This is a genomic window from Burkholderia sp. Bp9143 (genome assembly GCF_003853645.1).
Lineage (GTDB): Bacteria > Pseudomonadota > Gammaproteobacteria > Burkholderiales > Burkholderiaceae > Burkholderia.
In genome coordinates this window covers 55,321-73,928 of sequence record NZ_QTPO01000008.1, presented here as the reverse complement: position 1 = coordinate 73,928, position 18,608 = coordinate 55,321, and the positions used below count along the sequence as shown (strand labels likewise).

Genomic DNA, 18,608 nt, shown 5'->3' with positions numbered 1-18,608 from the left:
GGGCGACGACGCATGCCGCCGCCCGTGCCGCGCGTCAGATTCAAAACCGCTGCTGAATCCCCGCCGTCACGCCGACCTGCGTGGTGCCATACCCGGCGAAATCCCGCGACACACCCACCTTCTGCCCATGCTGCGCGATCGCGAACGCGCCGGCCGCGTACAGCACCGTGCGCTTCGACAACGCGTATTGCGCACGCACCGACACCAGCGTCGGATCGGCATCGCTGCCGCCCTTGATGTTCTGGTGATAGACGGCCGCGATCATCGAGAACGTCGGCGTGAACTGGTACGACCCGCCGAGCCAGTACATGTCGCTCAACTGGTTCGCCGCACTCGTGTGATACGTGCGCCGATAGTTGCGATAGCCGGCCATCGTCTTCAGGTTGCCGAAGTCGTAGCTCAGGCCCGCGTGGATGCCCTGGATGTAGTTGACGGTATCGGCCGGCGTGACGCTGTCGGCCGCGCCGTTCTGCCGGTCGAACGTGACGACCGCCGCGAACGGGCCGGTCTCGTAGCCGAGCGCGAAGTCGTACTTCGAACTGGTCTTCACGCTGCCGGGCACGTTGCCGAAGCCGTACAACGCGCCGAACTTGAAGCCGCTGAATTCGCCGTCGTAGCGCACGGCGTTCGACGAACGCGTGAAGAGGCCGTCCTTGCGGCCGCCGGTCGCCATCGACGACGTCGCCCACGAATAGTTCTGCGCGTAACCCATCGGGTCGAACGGCAGCATGTAGTCGTACGTGACGGTGAAGTTGCGGCCGAGCGAGACTTCCCCCCATTTGCCTTTCAGGCCGACCGTCGCGCGGCGCGCGAAGATCGAGTCGGGGCCGTCGTCGGACGCGCCGTTCGCGAGATCGATCCCGCTCTCGAGGCGGAACACGGCCTTCAGCCCGCCGCCGAGATCCTCGACGCCGCGCAAGCCCCAGCGCGACGTGTTCTTGTTACCGGATTTGAGTTTGTACGAATTGCCGCCTTGCGGTGCCGCGTGGTTGGCGAACTCGATGCCGGCATCCATGATCCCGTACATCGTGACCGACGACTGCGCGTGCGCGGCGCCTGTCGCGAGGCCGGCTGCGACGGCCGATCCGGTGAGGATGGCACTGCGAAGGGAACGTTCTGCGCGTGACTTCATTGACGGTGTCTCCTTGGTTCTTGTGGGTTGGGTGAAACGGTTACGCAGCGCGCAGCAGGCCACGGCGGACGCCGTGAAGCGTCGGCCGAACCTGTATCGAAACGGAATGCGCGCCTGAATGCATGCGCGGCGGCGCGCCGGCCGCCGCGCCCGGGTCAGCCCGCTTTCGCGAACGCCCAGCAGTCGTTGGTCGGGAATTCGATCCAGTGCTTGCCGGCCGCGCGCGGCACGTGGCCGAACGCGCGCAGGCGCATCTCGCCGCAATGGAACAGGTATTCCCAGCGGTCGCCGAGATACATCGACGTGACGAGATCGGCCTGCAGCCGGTTCGCGCCCGGGCCGTCGGCGACCTGCACGCGTTCGAGGCGGATCACGGCCTGTGCGTCCTGGCCCGGCGCGAACGTGTCGCGGGCGAGCGCCTGCAGCTCCCAGCCGTCGCCGGCGAGCGTCACGCGTTCGCCGTCGACGGCCGCGACGCGTGCATCGATGCGGTTGTTGCTGCCCATGAATTCGGCTGTGTACAGCGAGCGCGGCGCACCGTACAGCTCGGCCGGCGTGCCTTCCTGTTCGATGCGGCCGTTGCGCAGCAGCAGGATGCGGTCGGACATCGCCATCGCTTCGGTCTGGTCGTGCGTCACGCAGAGCGCGGACAGCCCGAGCGACACGATCAGCTCGCGCAGCCATGCACGCGCTTCCTCGCGCAGCTTCGCGTCGAGGTTCGACAGCGGCTCGTCGAGCAGGATCACCGGCGGGTTGTAGACCAGCGCGCGCGCGATCGCGACGCGCTGCTGCTGGCCGCCCGACAACTGGTGCGGAAAGCGTTCGGCGAGATGGCCGAGGCCGAGCTGGTCGAGCGCGGTCTGCACGCGGCGCTTCTGTTCGGCCGGCGCGACGCGGCGCAGCTTGAGCCCGTAGCCGACGTTGTCGGCGACGGTGCGGTGCGGCCACAGCGCGTACGACTGGAACACGAGGCCGAGCGAGCGCTGTTCGACGGGCAGGTCGACGCGCTGCGCGCCGTCGAAGAACACGCGGTCGTCGAGCTGGATGCGCCCGTCGGACGGCTGTTCGAGGCCGGCCACCGCGCGCAGCAGCGTGGTCTTGCCGCTGCCCGACGCGCCGAGCAGGCACACGACTTCGCCGGCCTTCAGTTCGAACGACACACCCTTGAGGATCGGATTGGCGCCGTAGCTGAGATGCAGGTCGTCGACGATGAGCTTATCCATGAAGTTTCACTCCGAAGCGCAGGGCCACGCCGAGACCGGCGCCGACCATCGCGATGTTGATGACAGAGAGCGCGGCGACCTGGTCGACGGCGCCGGTCGCCCACAGCGACACGAGCAGCGCGCCGATCACTTCGGTGCCGGGCGACAGTAGATAGACGGCGGTCGAGTATTCGCGCTCGAAGATCATGAAGATCAGGAGCCACGCGGCGAGCAGGCCGAAGCGGACGAGCGGCAGCGTCACGTCGAGCGACACGCGGCTGCGCGTCGCGCCGACGCTGCGGCCGGCTTCCTCGAGCTCCGGCCCGACCTGCAGAAGCGCGCTCTGGATGAGCCGCATCCCGTATGCGAGCCACACGACCGTGTACGCGATCCAGATGCTCCACATCGAATTCTTCAGCTCGCGCAGGCCCGGGACGAACAGGAAGATCCACAGGAACGCGAGACCCGCGAGCAGGCCCGGCACCGCACGCGGCAGCAGCACGAGATAGTCGAGCAGCTTGGTCGCCCAGTCGTGGCGGCGATGGCCGGCGAACGCGACGAGCGAGTAGAAGCCGATCGCGAGCGCGCCGCCGATCACGCCGATGCCGAGCGTGTTGACGATTGCGCGCACGAGGTTGTCCTGCTCGAACAGCTCGATGAAGTTCGACAGCGTCAGCACTTCCATCAGCGGCACGCCTTCGCCCCAGTTGGTCACGAACGCGCGCAGCACGATGCCGGAGATCGGCACGATCACGGTCAGCACGAGCCACAGCGCGACGATCGCGAGCGCGACCCAGCGCCATACGCCGAGCGGCAGCACCGTCGCGCGGCCGGCCTTGCCCTTCACGGTGACGAAGCGGTTCGCGGTCTTCAGCAGGCGGCGCTGCAACAGCACGAGCGGGAACGTGATCGCGACGATGCACACGGCGACCGCGGCCATCAGGTGATACGACGGCACGCCGAGCTTGTTGGTCAGCTTGTACAGGTAGGTCGCGAGCACGAGGTGGCCTTCCGGATCGCCGAGCACGAGCGGCAGCCCGAACACCTCGAAGCCAAGGAAGAACACGAGCACGCCGGCGAACAGCAGCGCGGGCATGGTCATCGGCAGGCTCACGTCGAGCGCGACGCGGAACGGCCGGGCACCCGTCACGCGCGCGGCTTCCTCGACGTCCGAGCCGAGGTTGCGCAGCGCGGCCGACGAGTACAGATACACGTGCGGTACGTGCGTGAGGCCGACGATCACCGTGATCGCGAAGATCGAGTACACGTTCCAGGGGACGTTCTGCACCCCGAACAGTTCCTTGAACCATACCGAGTAGAAGCCGACCGGACCGGCCGCGACGACGTAGCCGAACGCGAGCACCATCGGCGACACGAACACGGGCGTGAGCAGCAGCGGCTCGAGCCAGCGGCGGCCGGGCAGGTCGGTGCGCACCATCAGGAACGCGAGGATGCCGCCGAGCGGGATCGAGATGAACAGCATCCCGCCGGCGATGATGAACGAGTTCTTCACGGCCGACCAGAAATCCGGGTCGGTGAAGATGAAGCGGAAGCCCTCGATGCCGAGCGTCTTGTTCGCGTCGAAGAACGGTGCGGACAGCAGGCTCTGGAACAGGATGAAGCCGAGCGGCAGCGCGACCGCGACGGTCAGCACCGCGACGACGATCCAGCGCAGCATGCCGGCGAGCGACTGCAGGCCGTTGGCCGGCAGCGCGGGGATCGCGCCGCCCGGGCCGGTGGTGGGCGGAACGGCCGGCGCCGTTCCGCGTGTGCTGGTTGAAAGCATGAGTTCACCCCTGCGGCCATCCGGATGGCCGCCTCTAGGAAGTCGGTAAGGGGAAGGGGCCGCCTGCGCGATGCGCGGCGGGCGGCCGGAGGTCAGCGGATCAGCGCTTGATCGCCTGCTGCCATTGCTTCAGGAACGCGAGCCGCTTCGACTGGTCGAGATAGACGAGCAGGCCGGTGCCGATCTGGATCGGCTTCAGCGAATCGCCGAGTTCCTTCGTGAGGCTCGCGGCCGAGGTTTCGCCGGTCACGTCCGCGCGGATCGCGTACAGGTTCGCCTGGTTCGCGATCAGCGTCTGGCCGCGCTTCGACAGCAGGTAGTCGACCCACAGCTTCGCTGCGTTCGGGTTCTTCGCCTTCTTCGAGACCGTGGCCAGGCGGCTCACGACCTGCGTGTAGTCCTTCGGAAACACGTAGCCGATCGACTTGTCCTTCTTCGCTTTCGCGTACGCATACGAGCCGATGATGTTGTAGCCGATCAGGTTCTCGCCGGACGAGATCCGCTCCATCATCGCGCCGGTGCTCGACTGCAGCTTCGGGCCGGTCGCGCCGATCGCCTTCACGAGCTCCCACGTGACCTGCTCGTTCACGTGCGCGTCTTGCGTCAGGTAGTTGAAGCCGACGCCCGACTTCTCGATGTCGTAGGTCGTGACCTTGCCCTTGAACTTGTCGCCCTGCGTGCCGAGCAGCTTGATCAGGTCGGCGCGCGTCTTCGGCACCTCGTTCTCGGGGATCAGGCGCTTGTTGTAGACGATCGCGAGCGGCTCGAAGGTCGTGCCGTATGCCTGCTTCTGGTATTGCGCCCATTGCGGCACGTTCGGGCTTTCGGGCGAATCGTACGACGCCATCAGGCCGTCGTTGACGAGCTTGACCTGCAGGTCCATCGCCGAGCTCCACAGCACGTCGGCGCTGGTGCTGCTGGCCGCGTTCTCGCTGATGTAGCGGTTGTACAGCTCGGTGCTGTTCATGTCGTTGTACTCGACCTTCACGCCGTACAGGCTTTCGAAATCCTTGATCAGCGGGCGCACGAGGCCGGTGTCGGTCGTCGAGTAGACGATCAGCTTGCCTTCCTTCTTCGCGGCGTCGACGACACCCTGGTAGTTACCCGGATACCCGGCCGGAACCTGTGCGACGGCGGCGCCGGCGGCGGTGCCCATGACGATCGCCAGTGCGGCGGCGAGCTGCTTCGGTGCAAACGGCATTGTCTTCCTCCAGTTATGCGTGTGTGTTGTTCGAGTGACGCGGATGTTAATTGCGAGGCACTTTCAGCCTGCTTTCATTTCGGTTCACAATAGCGTCCTTTGTGTCATGGATTTCCCGAGGTCCCCATGCGTGTACTGCTCGTCGAAGACAACCCGAACCTGGCGCAGTCGCTGAACGACGCGCTGAGCGCCGCGCGCTTCGCGGTCGATCACATGGCGGACGGGGAGGCGGCGGATCACGTGCTGCGCACGCAGGACTACGCGCTGGTGATCCTCGATCTCGGGCTGCCGAAGCTCGACGGGCTCGAGGTGCTGCGGCGGCTGCGCGCGCGCCGCAATCCGGTGCCGGTGCTGATCCTCACCGCGCACGGCTCGGTCGAGGACCGCGTGAAGGGGCTCGATCTCGGGGCCGACGACTATCTCGCGAAGCCGTTCGAGCTGACCGAGCTGGAGGCGCGCGCCCGTGCACTGATCCGGCGCAGCCTCGGCCACGAGCATTCGCGGGTCGAATGCGGGCCGCTTTCGTATGACAGTATCGACCGCAGCTTCCACCTCGCCGGCGAACCGCTGCCGCTCACGCCGCGCGAGCGCTCGGTGCTGGAAGTGCTGATCCTGCGCAACGGCCGCGCGATCAACAAGGAGACGCTGTCGGAGAAGATCTTCGGGCTCGACGAGTCGGTCAATGCGGACGCGATCGAGATCTACGTGTACCGGCTGCGCAAGAAGCTGGAGAACACCGGCATCGCGATCGTCACGCTGCGCGGGCTCGGGTATCTGCTCGAAGCGAAGGCCGTCGGATGAACCACCCCAACGCTTACTCTGGTTCGCTGTCCCCCGAGGGGGCGCATGCCCCACTTGGGGCCGCCCGGCGGCGGGCATGGCACCGCCCGAACCTGCGCACGCAGGTCGCGCTGTGGCTGCTGCTGCCGCTGCTCGGGCTGCTCGCGCTCGACTCGTGGCTCACCTACCAGCGCGCGATGAGCGCCGCACATGTCGCGTTCGACCGCACGCTGTCGTCGTCGCTGAAGTCGATCCGCGAAGGCGTGCGGCTCAACGAGGGCGAGCTCGAGGTCGACCTGCCGTATCTCGCGCTCGAGATGTTCGAGTCGGGCGACGGCGGCAAGATCTACTACCTGATCCGCGAGGACAACGGCCACACGATCACCGGCTATCCGGACCTGCCGCTCCCGCCGGGCGACGGCGCGCTGTTCGTCACGCGCTACTACAACGTCGTCTATCGCGGCGAGCAGTTGCGCATGGCCGCGCTGCGCGTGCCGGTGCACGACGTGCCGACCGCGCAGACGCGCATCGTGTGGGTGATGGTCGGCGAGACGATCGAGGGGCGCCAGGCGCTCGCGCGCGAGATCCTGATGGGCTCGCTGCTGCAGGAGGGGCTGCTCGTCGTGCTCGCGCTCGGGATCGTGTGGCTCGGCGTCGGGCGCGGGCTGCGGCCGTTGAACCGGCTGTCGGCGACGGTCGCCGCGCGCAGCGACGGCGATCCGACGCCGCTCGACACCGGCGGCATGCCGAGCGAGCTCGCGCCGCTCGTCGAGTCGATCAACCAGTACATCGGCCGCACGCAGCAGATGCAGGTCGCGCGGCGGCGTTTCTTCGCGGACGCGGCCCATCAGATGAAGACGCCGCTCGCGGCCGTGCAGGCCGGCGTCGAGCTGGCGTTGCGGCCCGACGAGCAGCCGCGCGTGAACGTGCATCTGCGGCGCGTGAACGGCGCGGTGCGGCAGGCCGCGAAGATCGTGCAGCAGCTGCTGTCGCTGTCTCGCCTCGATTCGGACAGCGGCCATGCGGTCGCGCACCAGCCGGTCGCGCTCCACCGGCTCGCGCGCAGCGTGACGCTCGACTGGTCGCCGGTCGCGCGCGCGCGTGACATCGACCTGGGTTTCGAGCACGAGACGGATGTCGACGTGCTCGGCCAACCGGACCTACTCGGTGAAATGATCGGCAACCTGATCGACAACGCGATCCGTTATTCGGGCGACCGCGCGGTAATCACGGTGCGCGTATCGCGCGACGGCGAGCTTGCGCGGCTCGACGTGATCGACAACGGGCCGGGCATTCCGGCCGGCGAGCGCGACGCGGTGTTCGAGCGCTTCCATCGCGGCAGCAAGACGCAGACGGTCGACGGCACGGGGCTCGGGTTGTCGATCGTGCGGGAGATCGTGCGCGTGCATCAGGGCAGCGTGATGCTGGCCGATGCGGCGGGTGGCGGGTTGATCGTGACGGTGGTGCTGCCGACGGTTCCGGCGGCGCAATAACAGGGCCGCCGCGATCGTCGCAACCGCGGCGGATGGCGGCGACGCAGACGCTGCGCCGTCCGCCGCTTCGGTCAATCCGCTCAGTCGCCGAACCCGATCTCCGCTGCGACGGACTGCCCGACCTCGAGCCACGCGCCCGCGCCTTCGACGACGATCGCGTTGATGCCGAACGTCAGCGCGTCGTCGTAATTCGGATGCGCGCGATAGGTCTGCATCGTGTCGGTCGGCTCGTGCGGCCATTCCGGGTTCGGCGCGCCGGTCACCTGGTCGATCGTCGGCATCGGGCAGCGCGTGCACAGCTTCACGAGGCGCAGCCGCACGGGCGTCTCGCCTTCGGCGTCGAGATGCTCGATGAAATCCTCTTCATACGCATCGAGATCCGACATGACGATGTTCGGGCGAAAGCGGTTCATCGGAATGGCCGGCGCGCCTTTCGCGACGAGCTTTGCGTTCAGGTCGTCAAGCGACGACTGGCCGATCACGAGCAGCGGATAGCCGTCCGCGAACTGCGTGTGCGTGTCGATGTCGCCGGTCCATTTGCGGTTGCAGCCGCGGCGCGCGTCGGCGCCGAAGCGCGCGAGTTTCAACGACATGCCGAGGAATTCGGTGAGCCATGCAGCCGTCTCGGCGCCCGTGTCGATCGCGTCGACGGTGTCGCGCCAGACGGTCGCGGCCATCTTCGGCGTGGCGGGCGTCGCATCGCCGTCGAGCGGCGTGCGGATCTCGGGCATGCCCGGCGCGTTCAGCACGAGCGCATCGCTGTCGAGCGCGGTGCGGATCAGTGCGAGGCGCGGATGCGTGCGCTGCGTGATCATCATCCCGTCCGGGGTGGTGATCAGCCAGTGGCGATCGTACGCGAGGCCCGTTTCGAGCAGCTGCGCGCGAGGCAGCGCGATGCCCGCGCAGGATTTGATCGGGTAGACGAAGAGTTCGGAGATGGCTGGCATGACGCTGGCTGACGAAGGCGGGATGGTCGAATCGCGATTGTGCCAGATCGTGCGAAAGCCGTTTGGGCGGTTGCAGGCTGCCGCGCGGCCGGTCACGCCAGCGGAAAGCCGAGGTCGAAGGTCGTGCGCACGTCGAGCGGCTGGCGCAGCAGCCCGGCCTTCAGGTAGAAGTCGGCCGTGCGCTGCTGTCCCGCGATGACCGTCGCGTCGATCGGCTGCCAGCGCGTGTTGCGGCGCTCGAATTGCAGTTTCGCGGCCGTCGGCGGGATGCCGATGATGCGCGCGAGCGCCGCGGAATACGCGTCGACGTGCCGGTACGACCAGGCCTGCGCGCGCACCACGCGTTGCAGGAAGTCGCGCAGCACGTCGCGCTTCGACGCGATCGCCGCGTCGGTCGCCGCGACGTAGCTGAAGCCCGACCACAGGCCGCGGCCGTTGACGAGCACGCGCGCGCGGCCGCTCGTTTCCGCGAGGGCGGTATAGGGTTCCCACGTCGCCCACGCGTCGATCGAACCGGTTGCGAGCGCAAGCATCGTGTCGGCCGGCGGCAGGAAGCGGAACGATACGGCGTCGGGCGGCAGGCCGGCCGCGTCGAGCGCCTTCAGCGTGACGAAATGGCCGATCGAGCCGCGCGTGGTGCCGATGCGCTTGCCTTTCAGGTCGGCGGCGTCTTTCAGCGTTGTGTCGGGCCGCACGAGCACGGCCGTGCCGTACGGGTCGGACCGGTTCGCGCCGATCACCTTGATGCGCGCGCCCGAGGCGAGCGCGAAGATCACCGGGGCGTCGCCGATCGGCCCGCAGTCGACGGCCGCCGCGTTCAGCGCTTCGGCCAGCGGTGCGGCGGCCGGGAATTCGGTCCATGCGATGTCGTATGCGAGGCCGTTCAGTTCGCCGGCCGCCTCGAGCAGCGCGCGCAGCCCGCCTTTCTGGTCGCCGGCACGCAGCAGCGGCCGCGCGCCCGATTGCGCATGGAGCGCGGCCGGAGCCAAGGAGACGGCGGCGAGGGCGCTTGCTTGCGCGAGGAAGTGGCGTCGGGTCGGATTCATCGTGGAGTTCGGTCGATCGGGGGAAACGGTTCAGGGATTCAATGCGGGAGCCCGGCCTGCACGTCGCGCACGGGTTCGGCGTCCACGCGCAGCAACAGCGCGGTCAGCGGATCGGCATTCGCGGCGGTAGTCGGCGGTCGCGAGGCGGCATCCGAGCGGCACAGCAGGTCGTCGGCCGACCAGCCCGCGCTGCCCGGCAACGCGCGGGCACGCAGCCAGCCGCGCCGGTCGGCAAGCAGTTGCGTGCCGCCGAACGCCTCGGGCGGCACGCCGGCGATCGTCGCGAACGCTTGCCATGCATCGGGCGTCGCCGCGACGCAGTTCGCGCGAGTGCCGGTTGCCGGCAGCGCAGGCATATCGCCTCCAACGACGAGCAGCGTCTGCCAGCGCGGATCCTCCGTCGGCAGTGCGCTGCCCGGCGCGAGCGCGACGATGCGCACGCGCTGGCCTTCGCGCCAGCGCTCGAGCGGTTGCGGCGCGGCGTTGCGGCAGCGCACGTCGAGCGCCGGCAGCGGGACGGGCACGGGCCACGCGCCTTCGGCCTGCGCGCCGCTGCCGGCCGACAGCGCTTTCAGGTAATCGAGCACGGCCCATGTATCGGCCGGGCCGAGCGTCGCCGCGAAACCCGGCATCGACGCCGCGCCGCGCGCGTCGCGCGTACCGTGCCGCACACGCCAGTACAGTTCGCCGTCGAGCCGGCGGGCAAGCAGCGCGCCCGCGAAGGTCGGTGGCCAGTGGGCGAGCGTTGCCGCGAGCGGTCCCTCGCCGCGGCCGTCCGCGCCGTGACAGGCCACGCAATGCTGCGCATACAGATGTGCGCCGCGCATCACGTTCGCGACGGAAAACGCCTCGGGACTGCGCTGAAAACTCGTGGGTACCGCGGGCGCGAGCCACAGCGATGCCGGCGGCCACGGCGCGAACCACGCAACGGCCAGCGCGGCGATTGCCGATACCGCCCGCCACTTGCGCGAAACGAGCGCGATGAAGCCGAGCGCCACGGCCAGCGCGGCCGCCGCGCCGGCGAGCGAGAGCTGGCGCGTGAGTCCCGCGTCGATGCGCAGCGTTTCGAGCGCGATCCGGTGCGCCCAGGGCCACGCGGCCTGTCCGTCGGCATCGCCGGTCAGGCCGATCGCATGCAGCACCCGCGCGAACGCGATCTGCGCGCGATACAGCAGTTGCAGGAACAGGAGCGCCCAGTCGGCGAACGGCGGCGCGTTCATCGGCGCGGCCTTTGCCGCGCACCGGCCATCCTGCGAACGTTACCGCGCATCTACCAGCTCGCATCGAGTCCGAGATGCCGCAGCGCTTCGTGGCGCAGCTCGGCGAGACGCGGGTCGCCGCGATGGCGCGGATAGGGCAGGTCGACGCGCAATTCCGCGACGATGCGTGCGGGCCGCGGCCCGAACACGATCACGCGCTGCGCGAGAAACAGCGCTTCCTCGACATCGTGCGTGACGAGCAGCGCGGAGAACCCGTCGCGTTGCCACAGCGCGGTCAGCTCGGCCTGCATCGTCAGCCGCGTCAGCGAATCGAGCTTGCCGAGCGGCTCGTCGAGGATCAGGAGACGCGGATCGTTGACGAGCGCGCGGGCGAGCGCGACACGCTGCGCCATCCCGCCCGACAACTGATGCGGAAACGCGTTCGAGAATTCCTGCAGCCCGACGCGCGCGAGCGCATCGTCGACGCGATGCTGTGCGGTGCGCGCCACGCCGCGCGCCTCGAGGCCGAGCGCCACGTTCGCACGCACGCGGCGCCACGGGTAGAGCGTCGGATCCTGGAACACGACGATGCGCGACGGGTCGGGCCGTTCGATCGGCGCGCCGTTCTGCGCGATCGTGCCTTGCCGCGCGGCGTCGAGGCCCGCGACGAGCCGCAGCAGCGTCGATTTTCCGCAGCCGCTCGGGCCGAGCAGCGCGACGAATTCGCCGGCCGCGACCGACAGCGTGACGTCGTCGAGCACCGGCAGCGGGCCGCCGGGGCCGTCGAACGCATGGCTCACGCGACGGATGTCGATGCGCGCGCCGCGCGGCGCCGTGGCACGGGGCGTGGCGGACGGCGTGGAAACGGACGATTCGAGAACGGCGGCGCTTACCATTTGACGGTTCCTTTCTGCCACGCGAGCACACGGTCGCGCACCGCGAACAGCAGCGCGATCAGCCCGGAAAACAGCAGCGCCATCACGATCAGCGCCGCATACATGTTCACGTACGATGCCCAGCCCTGCGCCCAGCTCAGGTACCAGCCGAGCCCCGACTTGACGCCCATCATCTCCGCGACGACGAGCACCGTGAACGACGCGCTCAGCCCCATGAAGATGCCGACGAACACATGCGGCAGCGCGGCCGGAATGGCGACGCGCAGCACGAGGAAGCGCGCGTTCGCGCCGAGCGTGCGCGCGACGTCGTAGTACTGCCGGTTCACGCTCGCGACGCCCGACCACGTCAGCACCGCGACCGGGAAGCCGGTCGACAGCGCGATCAGGAACGCGGCGGCCGAATAGCTCGTTGGGAAGAAGTAGAACGTGAGCGGCAGCAGCGCGGTGGCCGGCACGGGGCCGAGCACGCGCAGCACCGGATGCACCCAGTAGCCGATCCGGCGCGACCAGCCGATCGAGACGCCGACCGCGAACCCGACCGCGACGCCATAGGCAAACCCGAGCGCAAGCAGCTTCAGCGTATTGCCGGCGCTGCCGGCAAGGCGCGGCCAGTCGTCGACGTAGACCTCGATCAATGCCTGCGGCGGCGCGAAGAACGGCGTCGGCAGCCAGCCCGTTTTGGCGGTGACGATTTCCCACGCGGCGAGCACGAGCGGCAGCGCGACGAGCCACGGGCCGGCGGGGCGCACGCGGGCGAGCCGTGCGCGCGTGGCCGGCACGCGATGGCCGAGCGTCGCGGCAACCAGCAGCAGCGCGGCGATCGCCCACGCGGCGATGCCGAACGTGTCGGTGTACGCCCAGTCGGTGAAACCGACGACGCGATTCGGCCACAGGCAGGTCACCGCGCCGAGCGCGGCCCACGCGAGCGCCGCGACGACGCCGGTCGGCCAGGTGTGTGCACGGCGTGCTTCGGCCACGAGCGTCGCGTCGCAGGCCGTGCACGCGGCACGGGGCGCGGCGGTAGCCGTCACTGTGGCGGCACTGCCCGGTGCCGATGCGGTGCGCGCGGCGGATGCGTGTTCGATCGTCGACATCGCGTCACCCCAGCACGTTCGCATAGACCTGCTGCGCGAAGCGCTGCGGGTCGGTGCTCTTCTTCAGTACGCTGATCCGCCGGAAATCGTCCGCGTAGAACGCGATTTCCTGCTGCAGGTCGACGTTGGTCGGGTGGTGCGTGTAGGTCAGCGTCGCGTACAGCTTGCGCAGGTCGTCCGGGCTGATCTTCGGCGAATACTTCGCGAACGCCTTCGCGGCTTCGTTCGGGTTGTCGTGCGTGTACTCGGTGGCCTGCACGATCGAGCGCGCGAGCGCGGCGGCTGCCGGCCGGTCATTGCGCACGAGGTCGCCGCGCGCGCCGATCACGCAGCACACCTTGCGCGCGTATTCGCCGGACAGGTTCGTCGCGAGTTCCGTATACGCGCCGTTGCTGCGCTTCTCGAGCAGATAGAGGTTCGGGTCGCCGTCGGCGATCGCCTGGATCTCCCCTTTGTCGACCGCGACGCCGAGCAGGTCGGCCGGATACTGCCGCCACGTGATGTCGCGTTCGGGATCGATGCCGTTCTTCGCGAGCAGGATCGAGAAGAAGTGCTTGCCGGGCGCCGCGAGATCGCTGACGCCGACCGTCTTGCCCTTCAGCGCCTGCAGCGTCGTCACGCCGGCCGTCTTCGCGCCGAGCAGCCGCACGCAGCCGCCGTGCGAGCTGCCGATGATCTTCACGTCGAAGCCGGCTTCGAGCGGCTTCAGCCAGCGGTGGATCATCCCGACCGCCGCGTCGGCCTTGCCGGTCGCGATCGATTCGAGCAGCTGGTCGGTCGATCCGCTGTAGTTGATCAGCTCGACCTTCAGCCCGTTCTTCTCGAAGAAGCCGTTCTCCTGCGCGACGACGATCGGCGTCAGGCAGAACGCATTCTGGTTCCACGCGAACGTGAGCTTCTTCAGCGGCGGCGCGGACCAGGCCTTGCGGCCGAGCGTGATCGTCGGCGCGGCGAGCGCGGCGGCGCCGGCCGCGCGCAGCAGCCGTCGGCGTTTGTCGTCAGGTGCGCCGGTCGGCGCGGGTGCGGTGGTATCGGTCATCGTGTGGTCTCCGGTTCCGGTCGTGCGGCAGGCGTTCAGTCGAGCAGGTCGGGTTCGTCGGCGACGACGCGCGCGAACAGGCTGTCGAACGCATGCAATGCGCCGTCGGGGCCGCCGATCTGGCCGTGCGTGTGTCGCGCGGTCGCATGATCGATCGGTTGCGGCGTGCCGGCCGCCTCGGCCAGCAGCTGCGTGTGCGCGGCGTTGTCGAGCGCGATGTACCACCACGCGGCGGCCTCGACCGTCGGGCCGGCCGTCAGGATTCCGTGGTTCTTCAGGATCGCGCCCTTGTGCGTGGTGCCGTCGGGCTTCGCGAGCGCGTCCGCGATCCGTGCGCCTTCGCTCGTATCGACGACCATCCCGGTGAAGTCGTCGAACAACGCGTGGTCCTCGTAGAACACGCACGCGTCCTGCGTCAGCGGGTCGAGCGGGCGGCCGAGCGTCGACCACGCCTTGCCGTAGGTCGAGTGCGTATGCGCGGCCGCGACGAGGTGCGGATGCGCGTCGTGAATCGCCGCATGGATCGCGAACGCGGCCTTGTTCAGCGGCCGGTTGCCGATCGCGGTTTCGCCGTGCGCATTGACGAGCAGCAGGTCCGACACCTTGATCTGCGAGAAATGCACGCCGAGCGGATTCACCCAGAAGTGGTCGGGCAGTTCGGGGTCGCGCGCGGTGATGTGACCGGCGAGGCCCGACGCGAAGCCGAAGCGCGCGAACAGGCGGAACGCGGCCGCGAGCCGCTCCTGCCGGTGGCGGCGCTCGGCGGCGACGTCGAAGCGCGGCGCGGGCGGATCGAACCAGAAATGCTGGCGCGGCGTGTCGGCGAGGACGAGACCCGACGCGGTGCGCGCGGGCGATGAAGAGGACAGAACGGCGGACATGATCGGCGTCTCCCTTTGCATCAGGCCGCGCGGCGCGCCGCGTCGCGTGCCGCGACGGCGCTGCGCACGCGCGGAATCAGTTCGCGGCCGTAGTCGATCGCGTCGTCGAGCGGGTCGAAGCCGCGGATCAGGAACGTCGTCACGCCGAGGTCGTAGTAGTCGAGCAGCGCGTCGGCGACTTGTTCGGGCGTGCCGACCAGCGCGGTCGAATTCGAGCGCGCGCCGGTGAGCTTCGCGATTTCGGTCCACAGCCGCTTGTCGACGCGCGAGCCGCGTTCGGCCGCGGCGAGCAGGCGCCGCGCGCCTTCGCTCTGCTGCGGGCCGCCGGTGCCGAGTCCGGCCGCGTCGCGCAGCCGGCGGGTTTCGTCGAGGATCCGGTGCGCGCGTGCCCACGCTTCGTCTTCGGTCGCCGCGAGAATCGGCCGGAACGACACGGAGAAGCGCACCTGCCGGCCGTGCTTCGCGGCTTCGGCACGCACGCGGGTCGTCAGGTCGCGTACCTGGTCGAGCGATTCGCCCCACAGCGCATAGACGTCCGCGTGCTTGCCGGCCACTTCCAGCGCCGCTTCCGAGGCGCCGCCGAAGTAGATCGGCACGTGCGGCCGCTGGAACGGCTTCACTTCCGAAAAGCCCTGCGTGAAGCGGTAGTGCGCGCCGGCGTGATCGAACGGCTGCGTTTCGGTCCAGATGCGGCGCAGGATGCCGAGGTATTCGTCGGTGCGTGCGTAACGTGCGTCGTGGTCGAGGAAATCGCCGTCGCGCTGCTGTTCGCTGTCCGAGCCGCCGGAGATGAAGTGCACGGCGAGCCGGCCGCGGCTGAACTGGTCGAGCGTCGCGATCTGCCGCGCGGCAAGCGTCGGCGCGGTGAAGCCCGGGCGATGCGCGAGCATGAAGTGGATGCGTTCGGTCGCCGCGGCCGCGAACGCGATCGTCAGCGTCGCCGACGGGCCGGTCGAGTGGTGCGGGACGAGGATCCGGTCGAAGCCGGCCGTTTCGTGTGCGCGGGCGAAGTCGCGCACATAGTCGGGGTCGACGACGGGGCCGGCAGGCGGATGGATTTCCGACTGCTTCTGGCTCTGGATCATGCCGATGAATTCGACGCTCATCTGGATCTCCGATGCAAGGACGGCCCGGCTCGGCCAGCGATGGCCGGCCGGGGCGGGAATGGAGCGCAGATTACCGCCGGGATCATGCGGAACGGAAATAATCAATCCCGATTTGAATATCAGATTTGCATGGTTTGGGCGCGTGTGCGTTGCGCATACGCTGTGGGCTCGGGATCGAATCGAAAGGGCGCCGGGTGCGTCTCTGGCGGGGCTGACGCGCCGGGCAGGAATCGGATCCGCACGCGGTCCGGGATTCGCGACCCGGCTCGAATGCCGAGCCGTCTACGAGCACTGGCGACAAACGACAAACGCCCGCGAACCAGCCCGCGCGCCCGCACCCGATCGCGGCCGGCTTCACGCGCCGCCGCGTCATCCGCCAATCGATCTCCACTGTTACGTCGTCCAGCTACCCAGTCACCGAGGGAATCCGTACCGATGTCCGCCAGCCTTGCCGCTTCCTCGCCGCACCTGCCGCAGTCGTCGCTGCGCCACCTGCCTGCCGACGATGCACGCGTTGCCGCGCTGCTCGAGCGTCTCGCGCCCGAACTTGCCGCCGACGCGGCCCGCAACGACGTCGACGGCCGTTTCCCGCATGAGAACTTCGCGCGGCTGCATCGCGCCGGGCTGATTGCACAGGTCGTGCCGCGCGAGGATGGCGGCGCGGGCGCGACGCTCGCGCAGGCGAGCCGGATCGTGGCCGCCGTCGCACGCGCCGATCCCGCGACCGCGCTGGTGCTGACGATGACGTATCTGCAGCATCGCGCACTCGGCCGCACGGACAACCGCTGGCCCGCGCGCCTGCGGCGTGCGGTGTTCGACAGTGCCGTTGAAGAAGGCGCGCTGATCAACGCGTTGCGCGTCGAACCGGCGCTCGGCTCGCCGTCGCGCGGCGGCCTGCCCGAAACGATCGCGCGTCGAGACGGCGACGGCTGGCGGCTGTCCGGCCACAAGCTGTACAGCACCGGCATTCCGGCGCTGCGCTGGCTGGCGGTGTGGGCCCGCACCGACGAGCCCGAGCCGCGCGTCGGCGTGTTCCTCGTGCGGCGCGAGTGGGACGCGGAGGACGACGTGCGTATCCGCGTGATCGAAAGCTGGAATCACTTGGGCCTGCGCGCATCGGGCAGCCATGAGGTCGTGTTGGACGACGTGCGGCTGCCCGCCGATCATGCGGTGGATGTGCGCGCGCCCGATGCGTGGGCGGTGTCGGCCGCGAGCCACGCGGATGTCGACGCGCAGGCCGACCAGCAGGCCTGGATGGTCGCGTTGCTCGGCAGTCTCTACGATGCAGTGGCGCGCGCGTCGCGCGACTGGCTGCTCGATTTCGCGACGACACGCGCGCCGAGCGGGCTCGGTGCGCCGCTCGCGACGCTGCCGCGCGTGCAGGAGGCCGTCGGCGAGATCGAAGGGTGGCTGCATACAAATCGCGTGCTGCTCGACGAGCACATCGCACGAACCGATGCCGGCGACGCGCCGACGGTGACGACGAGCGGCCTCGTCAAGCGAACCGTGACGGAACAGGCGATCCGCGCGGTCGAGCACGCGTTGAAGCTGTCGGGCAATCACGGACTGAGCCGCCACAATCCGCTCGAACGTCACTATCGCGACGTGCTGTGCAGCCGCGTGCATACGCCGCAGGACGATGCGATCGCGGTCGCCGCCGGACGTGCGGCGCTCGAGGCGGCGGCGCGAAGCGCGAACGCGAACGCGAACGCGAACGCGGAGGCGGAGGCGGAGGCGGAGGCGGAGGCGGAGGCGGAGGCGGAGGCGGGCGCGACGTCGCGCAACGCGCCGGCATCCGGTCGAAACGATGCGTGAGCGGGGTGGCGCGGCAGTCAGCGCAACCGGGGCGACGCCGTGCCGGCGTCGTCGATCTGGGTCAAGCGGCCTCGTCGTGCGCGGCCGCATCCGCGGGCAACGCGAACACCGCGCGCGCATGCGCGGCCACGGCCCCGAGCGGCGCCTTGAAGCGCGCGGCGTCCTGCCGGTGCAGCAGCCACAGATCGATCCGCGGCTTGAAATCGGCGAGGGGCACGATGTCGACCGCGTCGCGCAGGGGGCTGCCTTGGACGAGCGGCAGCGGCATCAGCCCGATGCCGAAGCCGTTCGCGACGCTCTGCAATTGCAGGTCGCGGCCATAGGTGTCGAGCGTGACCGGCATCGGCAGCCCCTGCGCGTCGAGCGCGCGGCGCAGGCCCGCGCGAAAGCCGCAGCCGTCGGGATTGAGCACCCAGCCGCGCGCATGGCAGTCGGCGAGCCGGTAGCTGCGGCGCGGCCAGTCGCCCTTGCGGCCGACCGCGACCAGCCGCGTGGCCAGCAGCCGCTCGCCCTCGACCTGCGGCGGCAGCACCATCTCGCGGGCCAGAAACACCAGCGCCGCGTCGAGTTCGCGGCGCGCGACGCGCTCGACGAGCATGCCGCCCCAGGCGGTCGTGATCTGCGTGGCGAGCGCCGGCCATTGCCCGCCGAGCTGCGCGATCAGGCCGGGCAGCATCAGCTCGCCGAGCCCTTGCGTGAGGCCGACGCGGAATTCGCCGGCGGGCGGCCGCTGGCCGGCCGTCAGTTCGCGCAGTGCATCGACTTCGCGCAGGATCGCGCGACACTGCTCGAACACCTGCAGGCCGATGTCGGTCGGGCGCGGCGGCTTCGTGTTGCGGTCGAGCAGCGTGACGCCGAGCGCTTCCTCGAGATTCTGCACGCGCCGCGTGATCGCGGGCTGCGTCATCCCGAGCTCGGCCGCGGCCTGGCTCAGCGTGTGGCAGCGGACGACCGCTGCAAAAGCGTCGATATCGCTAATTTTCATGTTTGT

Annotated in this window: 16 protein-coding genes; 3 read left to right on the top strand and 13 right to left on the bottom strand. The window is 69.3% G+C overall.

All coding sequences use genetic code 11. The features are described from left to right. Nucleotides 1-40: 40 nt before the first annotated feature. From DIE23_RS07955 to DIE23_RS07940, 4 genes are all read right to left on the bottom strand, one after another. A complete protein-coding gene (locus DIE23_RS07955; RefSeq protein ID WP_124611617.1) occupies nt 41-1,132 on the bottom strand; it encodes a porin in 1,092 nt (363 codons plus the stop codon). A gap of 155 nt (nt 1,133-1,287) precedes the next feature. Then, nucleotides 1,288-2,355 carry an ABC transporter ATP-binding protein gene (locus DIE23_RS07950; RefSeq protein WP_021164062.1) on the bottom strand — a complete coding sequence of 356 codons (1,068 nt, stop codon included), beginning with the start codon at nt 2,353-2,355 and terminating at the stop codon, nt 1,288-1,290. Continuing rightward, on the bottom strand, nt 2,348-4,120 hold the full coding sequence (locus tag DIE23_RS07945) for an iron ABC transporter permease (protein ID WP_124611616.1): 1,773 nt from the start codon (nt 4,118-4,120) through the stop codon (nt 2,348-2,350). Before DIE23_RS07945 ends, DIE23_RS07950 begins: the two co-directional genes overlap by 8 nt. Nucleotides 4,121-4,220: 100 nt before the next feature. Further along, the gene (locus DIE23_RS07940) at nt 4,221-5,321 is read right to left on the bottom strand and encodes an ABC transporter substrate-binding protein (protein ID WP_124611615.1); all 1,101 of its coding nucleotides are present in this window, start codon (nt 5,319-5,321) and stop codon (nt 4,221-4,223) included. A gap of 126 nt (nt 5,322-5,447) precedes the next feature. Here DIE23_RS07940 and DIE23_RS07935 point away from each other — a divergent pair, with 126 nt between their 5' ends. Next, nucleotides 5,448-6,122 carry a response regulator gene (locus tag DIE23_RS07935; protein WP_124611614.1) on the top strand — a complete coding sequence of 225 codons (675 nt, stop codon included), beginning with the start codon at nt 5,448-5,450 and terminating at the stop codon, nt 6,120-6,122. Continuing rightward, the gene (locus DIE23_RS07930; protein ID WP_260435993.1) at nt 6,119-7,594 is read left to right on the top strand and encodes a sensor histidine kinase; all 1,476 of its coding nucleotides are present in this window, start codon (nt 6,119-6,121) and stop codon (nt 7,592-7,594) included. Before DIE23_RS07935 ends, DIE23_RS07930 begins: the two co-directional genes overlap by 4 nt. An 80-nt stretch (nt 7,595-7,674) precedes the next feature. On the opposite strand, the gene DIE23_RS07925 is transcribed toward DIE23_RS07930, so the two are convergent. The 8 genes from DIE23_RS07925 to DIE23_RS07890 form a co-directional block, all read right to left on the bottom strand. Then, nucleotides 7,675-8,541, bottom strand: coding sequence for an MOSC domain-containing protein (locus DIE23_RS07925; RefSeq protein ID WP_124611613.1), 867 nt, complete (start codon nt 8,539-8,541; stop codon nt 7,675-7,677). A gap of 92 nt (nt 8,542-8,633) precedes the next feature. Continuing rightward, on the bottom strand, nt 8,634-9,587 hold the full coding sequence (locus tag DIE23_RS07920; protein ID WP_124611612.1) for an ABC transporter substrate-binding protein: 954 nt from the start codon (nt 9,585-9,587) through the stop codon (nt 8,634-8,636). Between the two features lie 38 nt (nt 9,588-9,625). Beyond that, nucleotides 9,626-10,807: a cytochrome c gene (locus tag DIE23_RS07915; protein ID WP_124611611.1), complete on the bottom strand. Its 1,182-nt coding sequence runs from the start codon at nt 10,805-10,807 to the stop codon at nt 9,626-9,628. Between the two features lie 50 nt (nt 10,808-10,857). Continuing rightward, complete coding sequence (locus DIE23_RS07910; protein WP_124611610.1) at nt 10,858-11,682, bottom strand: ABC transporter ATP-binding protein; 825 nt, start codon at nt 11,680-11,682, stop codon at nt 10,858-10,860. Beyond that, nucleotides 11,676-12,776: an ABC transporter permease gene (locus DIE23_RS07905; RefSeq protein WP_124611609.1), complete on the bottom strand. Its 1,101-nt coding sequence runs from the start codon at nt 12,774-12,776 to the stop codon at nt 11,676-11,678. The genes DIE23_RS07910 and DIE23_RS07905 overlap by 7 nt, the downstream gene beginning before the upstream one ends. A gap of 4 nt (nt 12,777-12,780) precedes the next feature. Continuing rightward, the gene (locus DIE23_RS07900) at nt 12,781-13,815 is read right to left on the bottom strand and encodes an ABC transporter substrate-binding protein (RefSeq protein WP_124611608.1); all 1,035 of its coding nucleotides are present in this window, start codon (nt 13,813-13,815) and stop codon (nt 12,781-12,783) included. Nucleotides 13,816-13,850: 35 nt separating this feature from the next. Then, complete coding sequence (locus tag DIE23_RS07895; RefSeq protein WP_124611607.1) at nt 13,851-14,696, bottom strand: class II aldolase/adducin family protein; 846 nt, start codon at nt 14,694-14,696, stop codon at nt 13,851-13,853. A 20-nt stretch (nt 14,697-14,716) separates the two neighbouring features. Continuing rightward, entirely contained in the window at nt 14,717-15,802 is a 1,086-nt protein-coding gene (locus tag DIE23_RS07890; protein ID WP_124611606.1) for an LLM class flavin-dependent oxidoreductase, read from the bottom strand. A 435-nt stretch (nt 15,803-16,237) separates the two neighbouring features. Here DIE23_RS07890 and DIE23_RS07885 point away from each other — a divergent pair, with 435 nt between their 5' ends. Beyond that, a complete protein-coding gene (locus tag DIE23_RS07885; protein WP_124611605.1) occupies nt 16,238-17,617 on the top strand; it encodes an acyl-CoA dehydrogenase family protein in 1,380 nt (459 codons plus the stop codon). A 61-nt stretch (nt 17,618-17,678) separates the two neighbouring features. Here the strand turns inward: DIE23_RS07885 and DIE23_RS07880 are convergent, their stop codons facing one another. Continuing rightward, complete coding sequence (locus tag DIE23_RS07880; protein ID WP_124611604.1) at nt 17,679-18,602, bottom strand: LysR family transcriptional regulator; 924 nt, start codon at nt 18,600-18,602, stop codon at nt 17,679-17,681. Between the last annotated feature and the right edge of the window lie 6 nt (nt 18,603-18,608).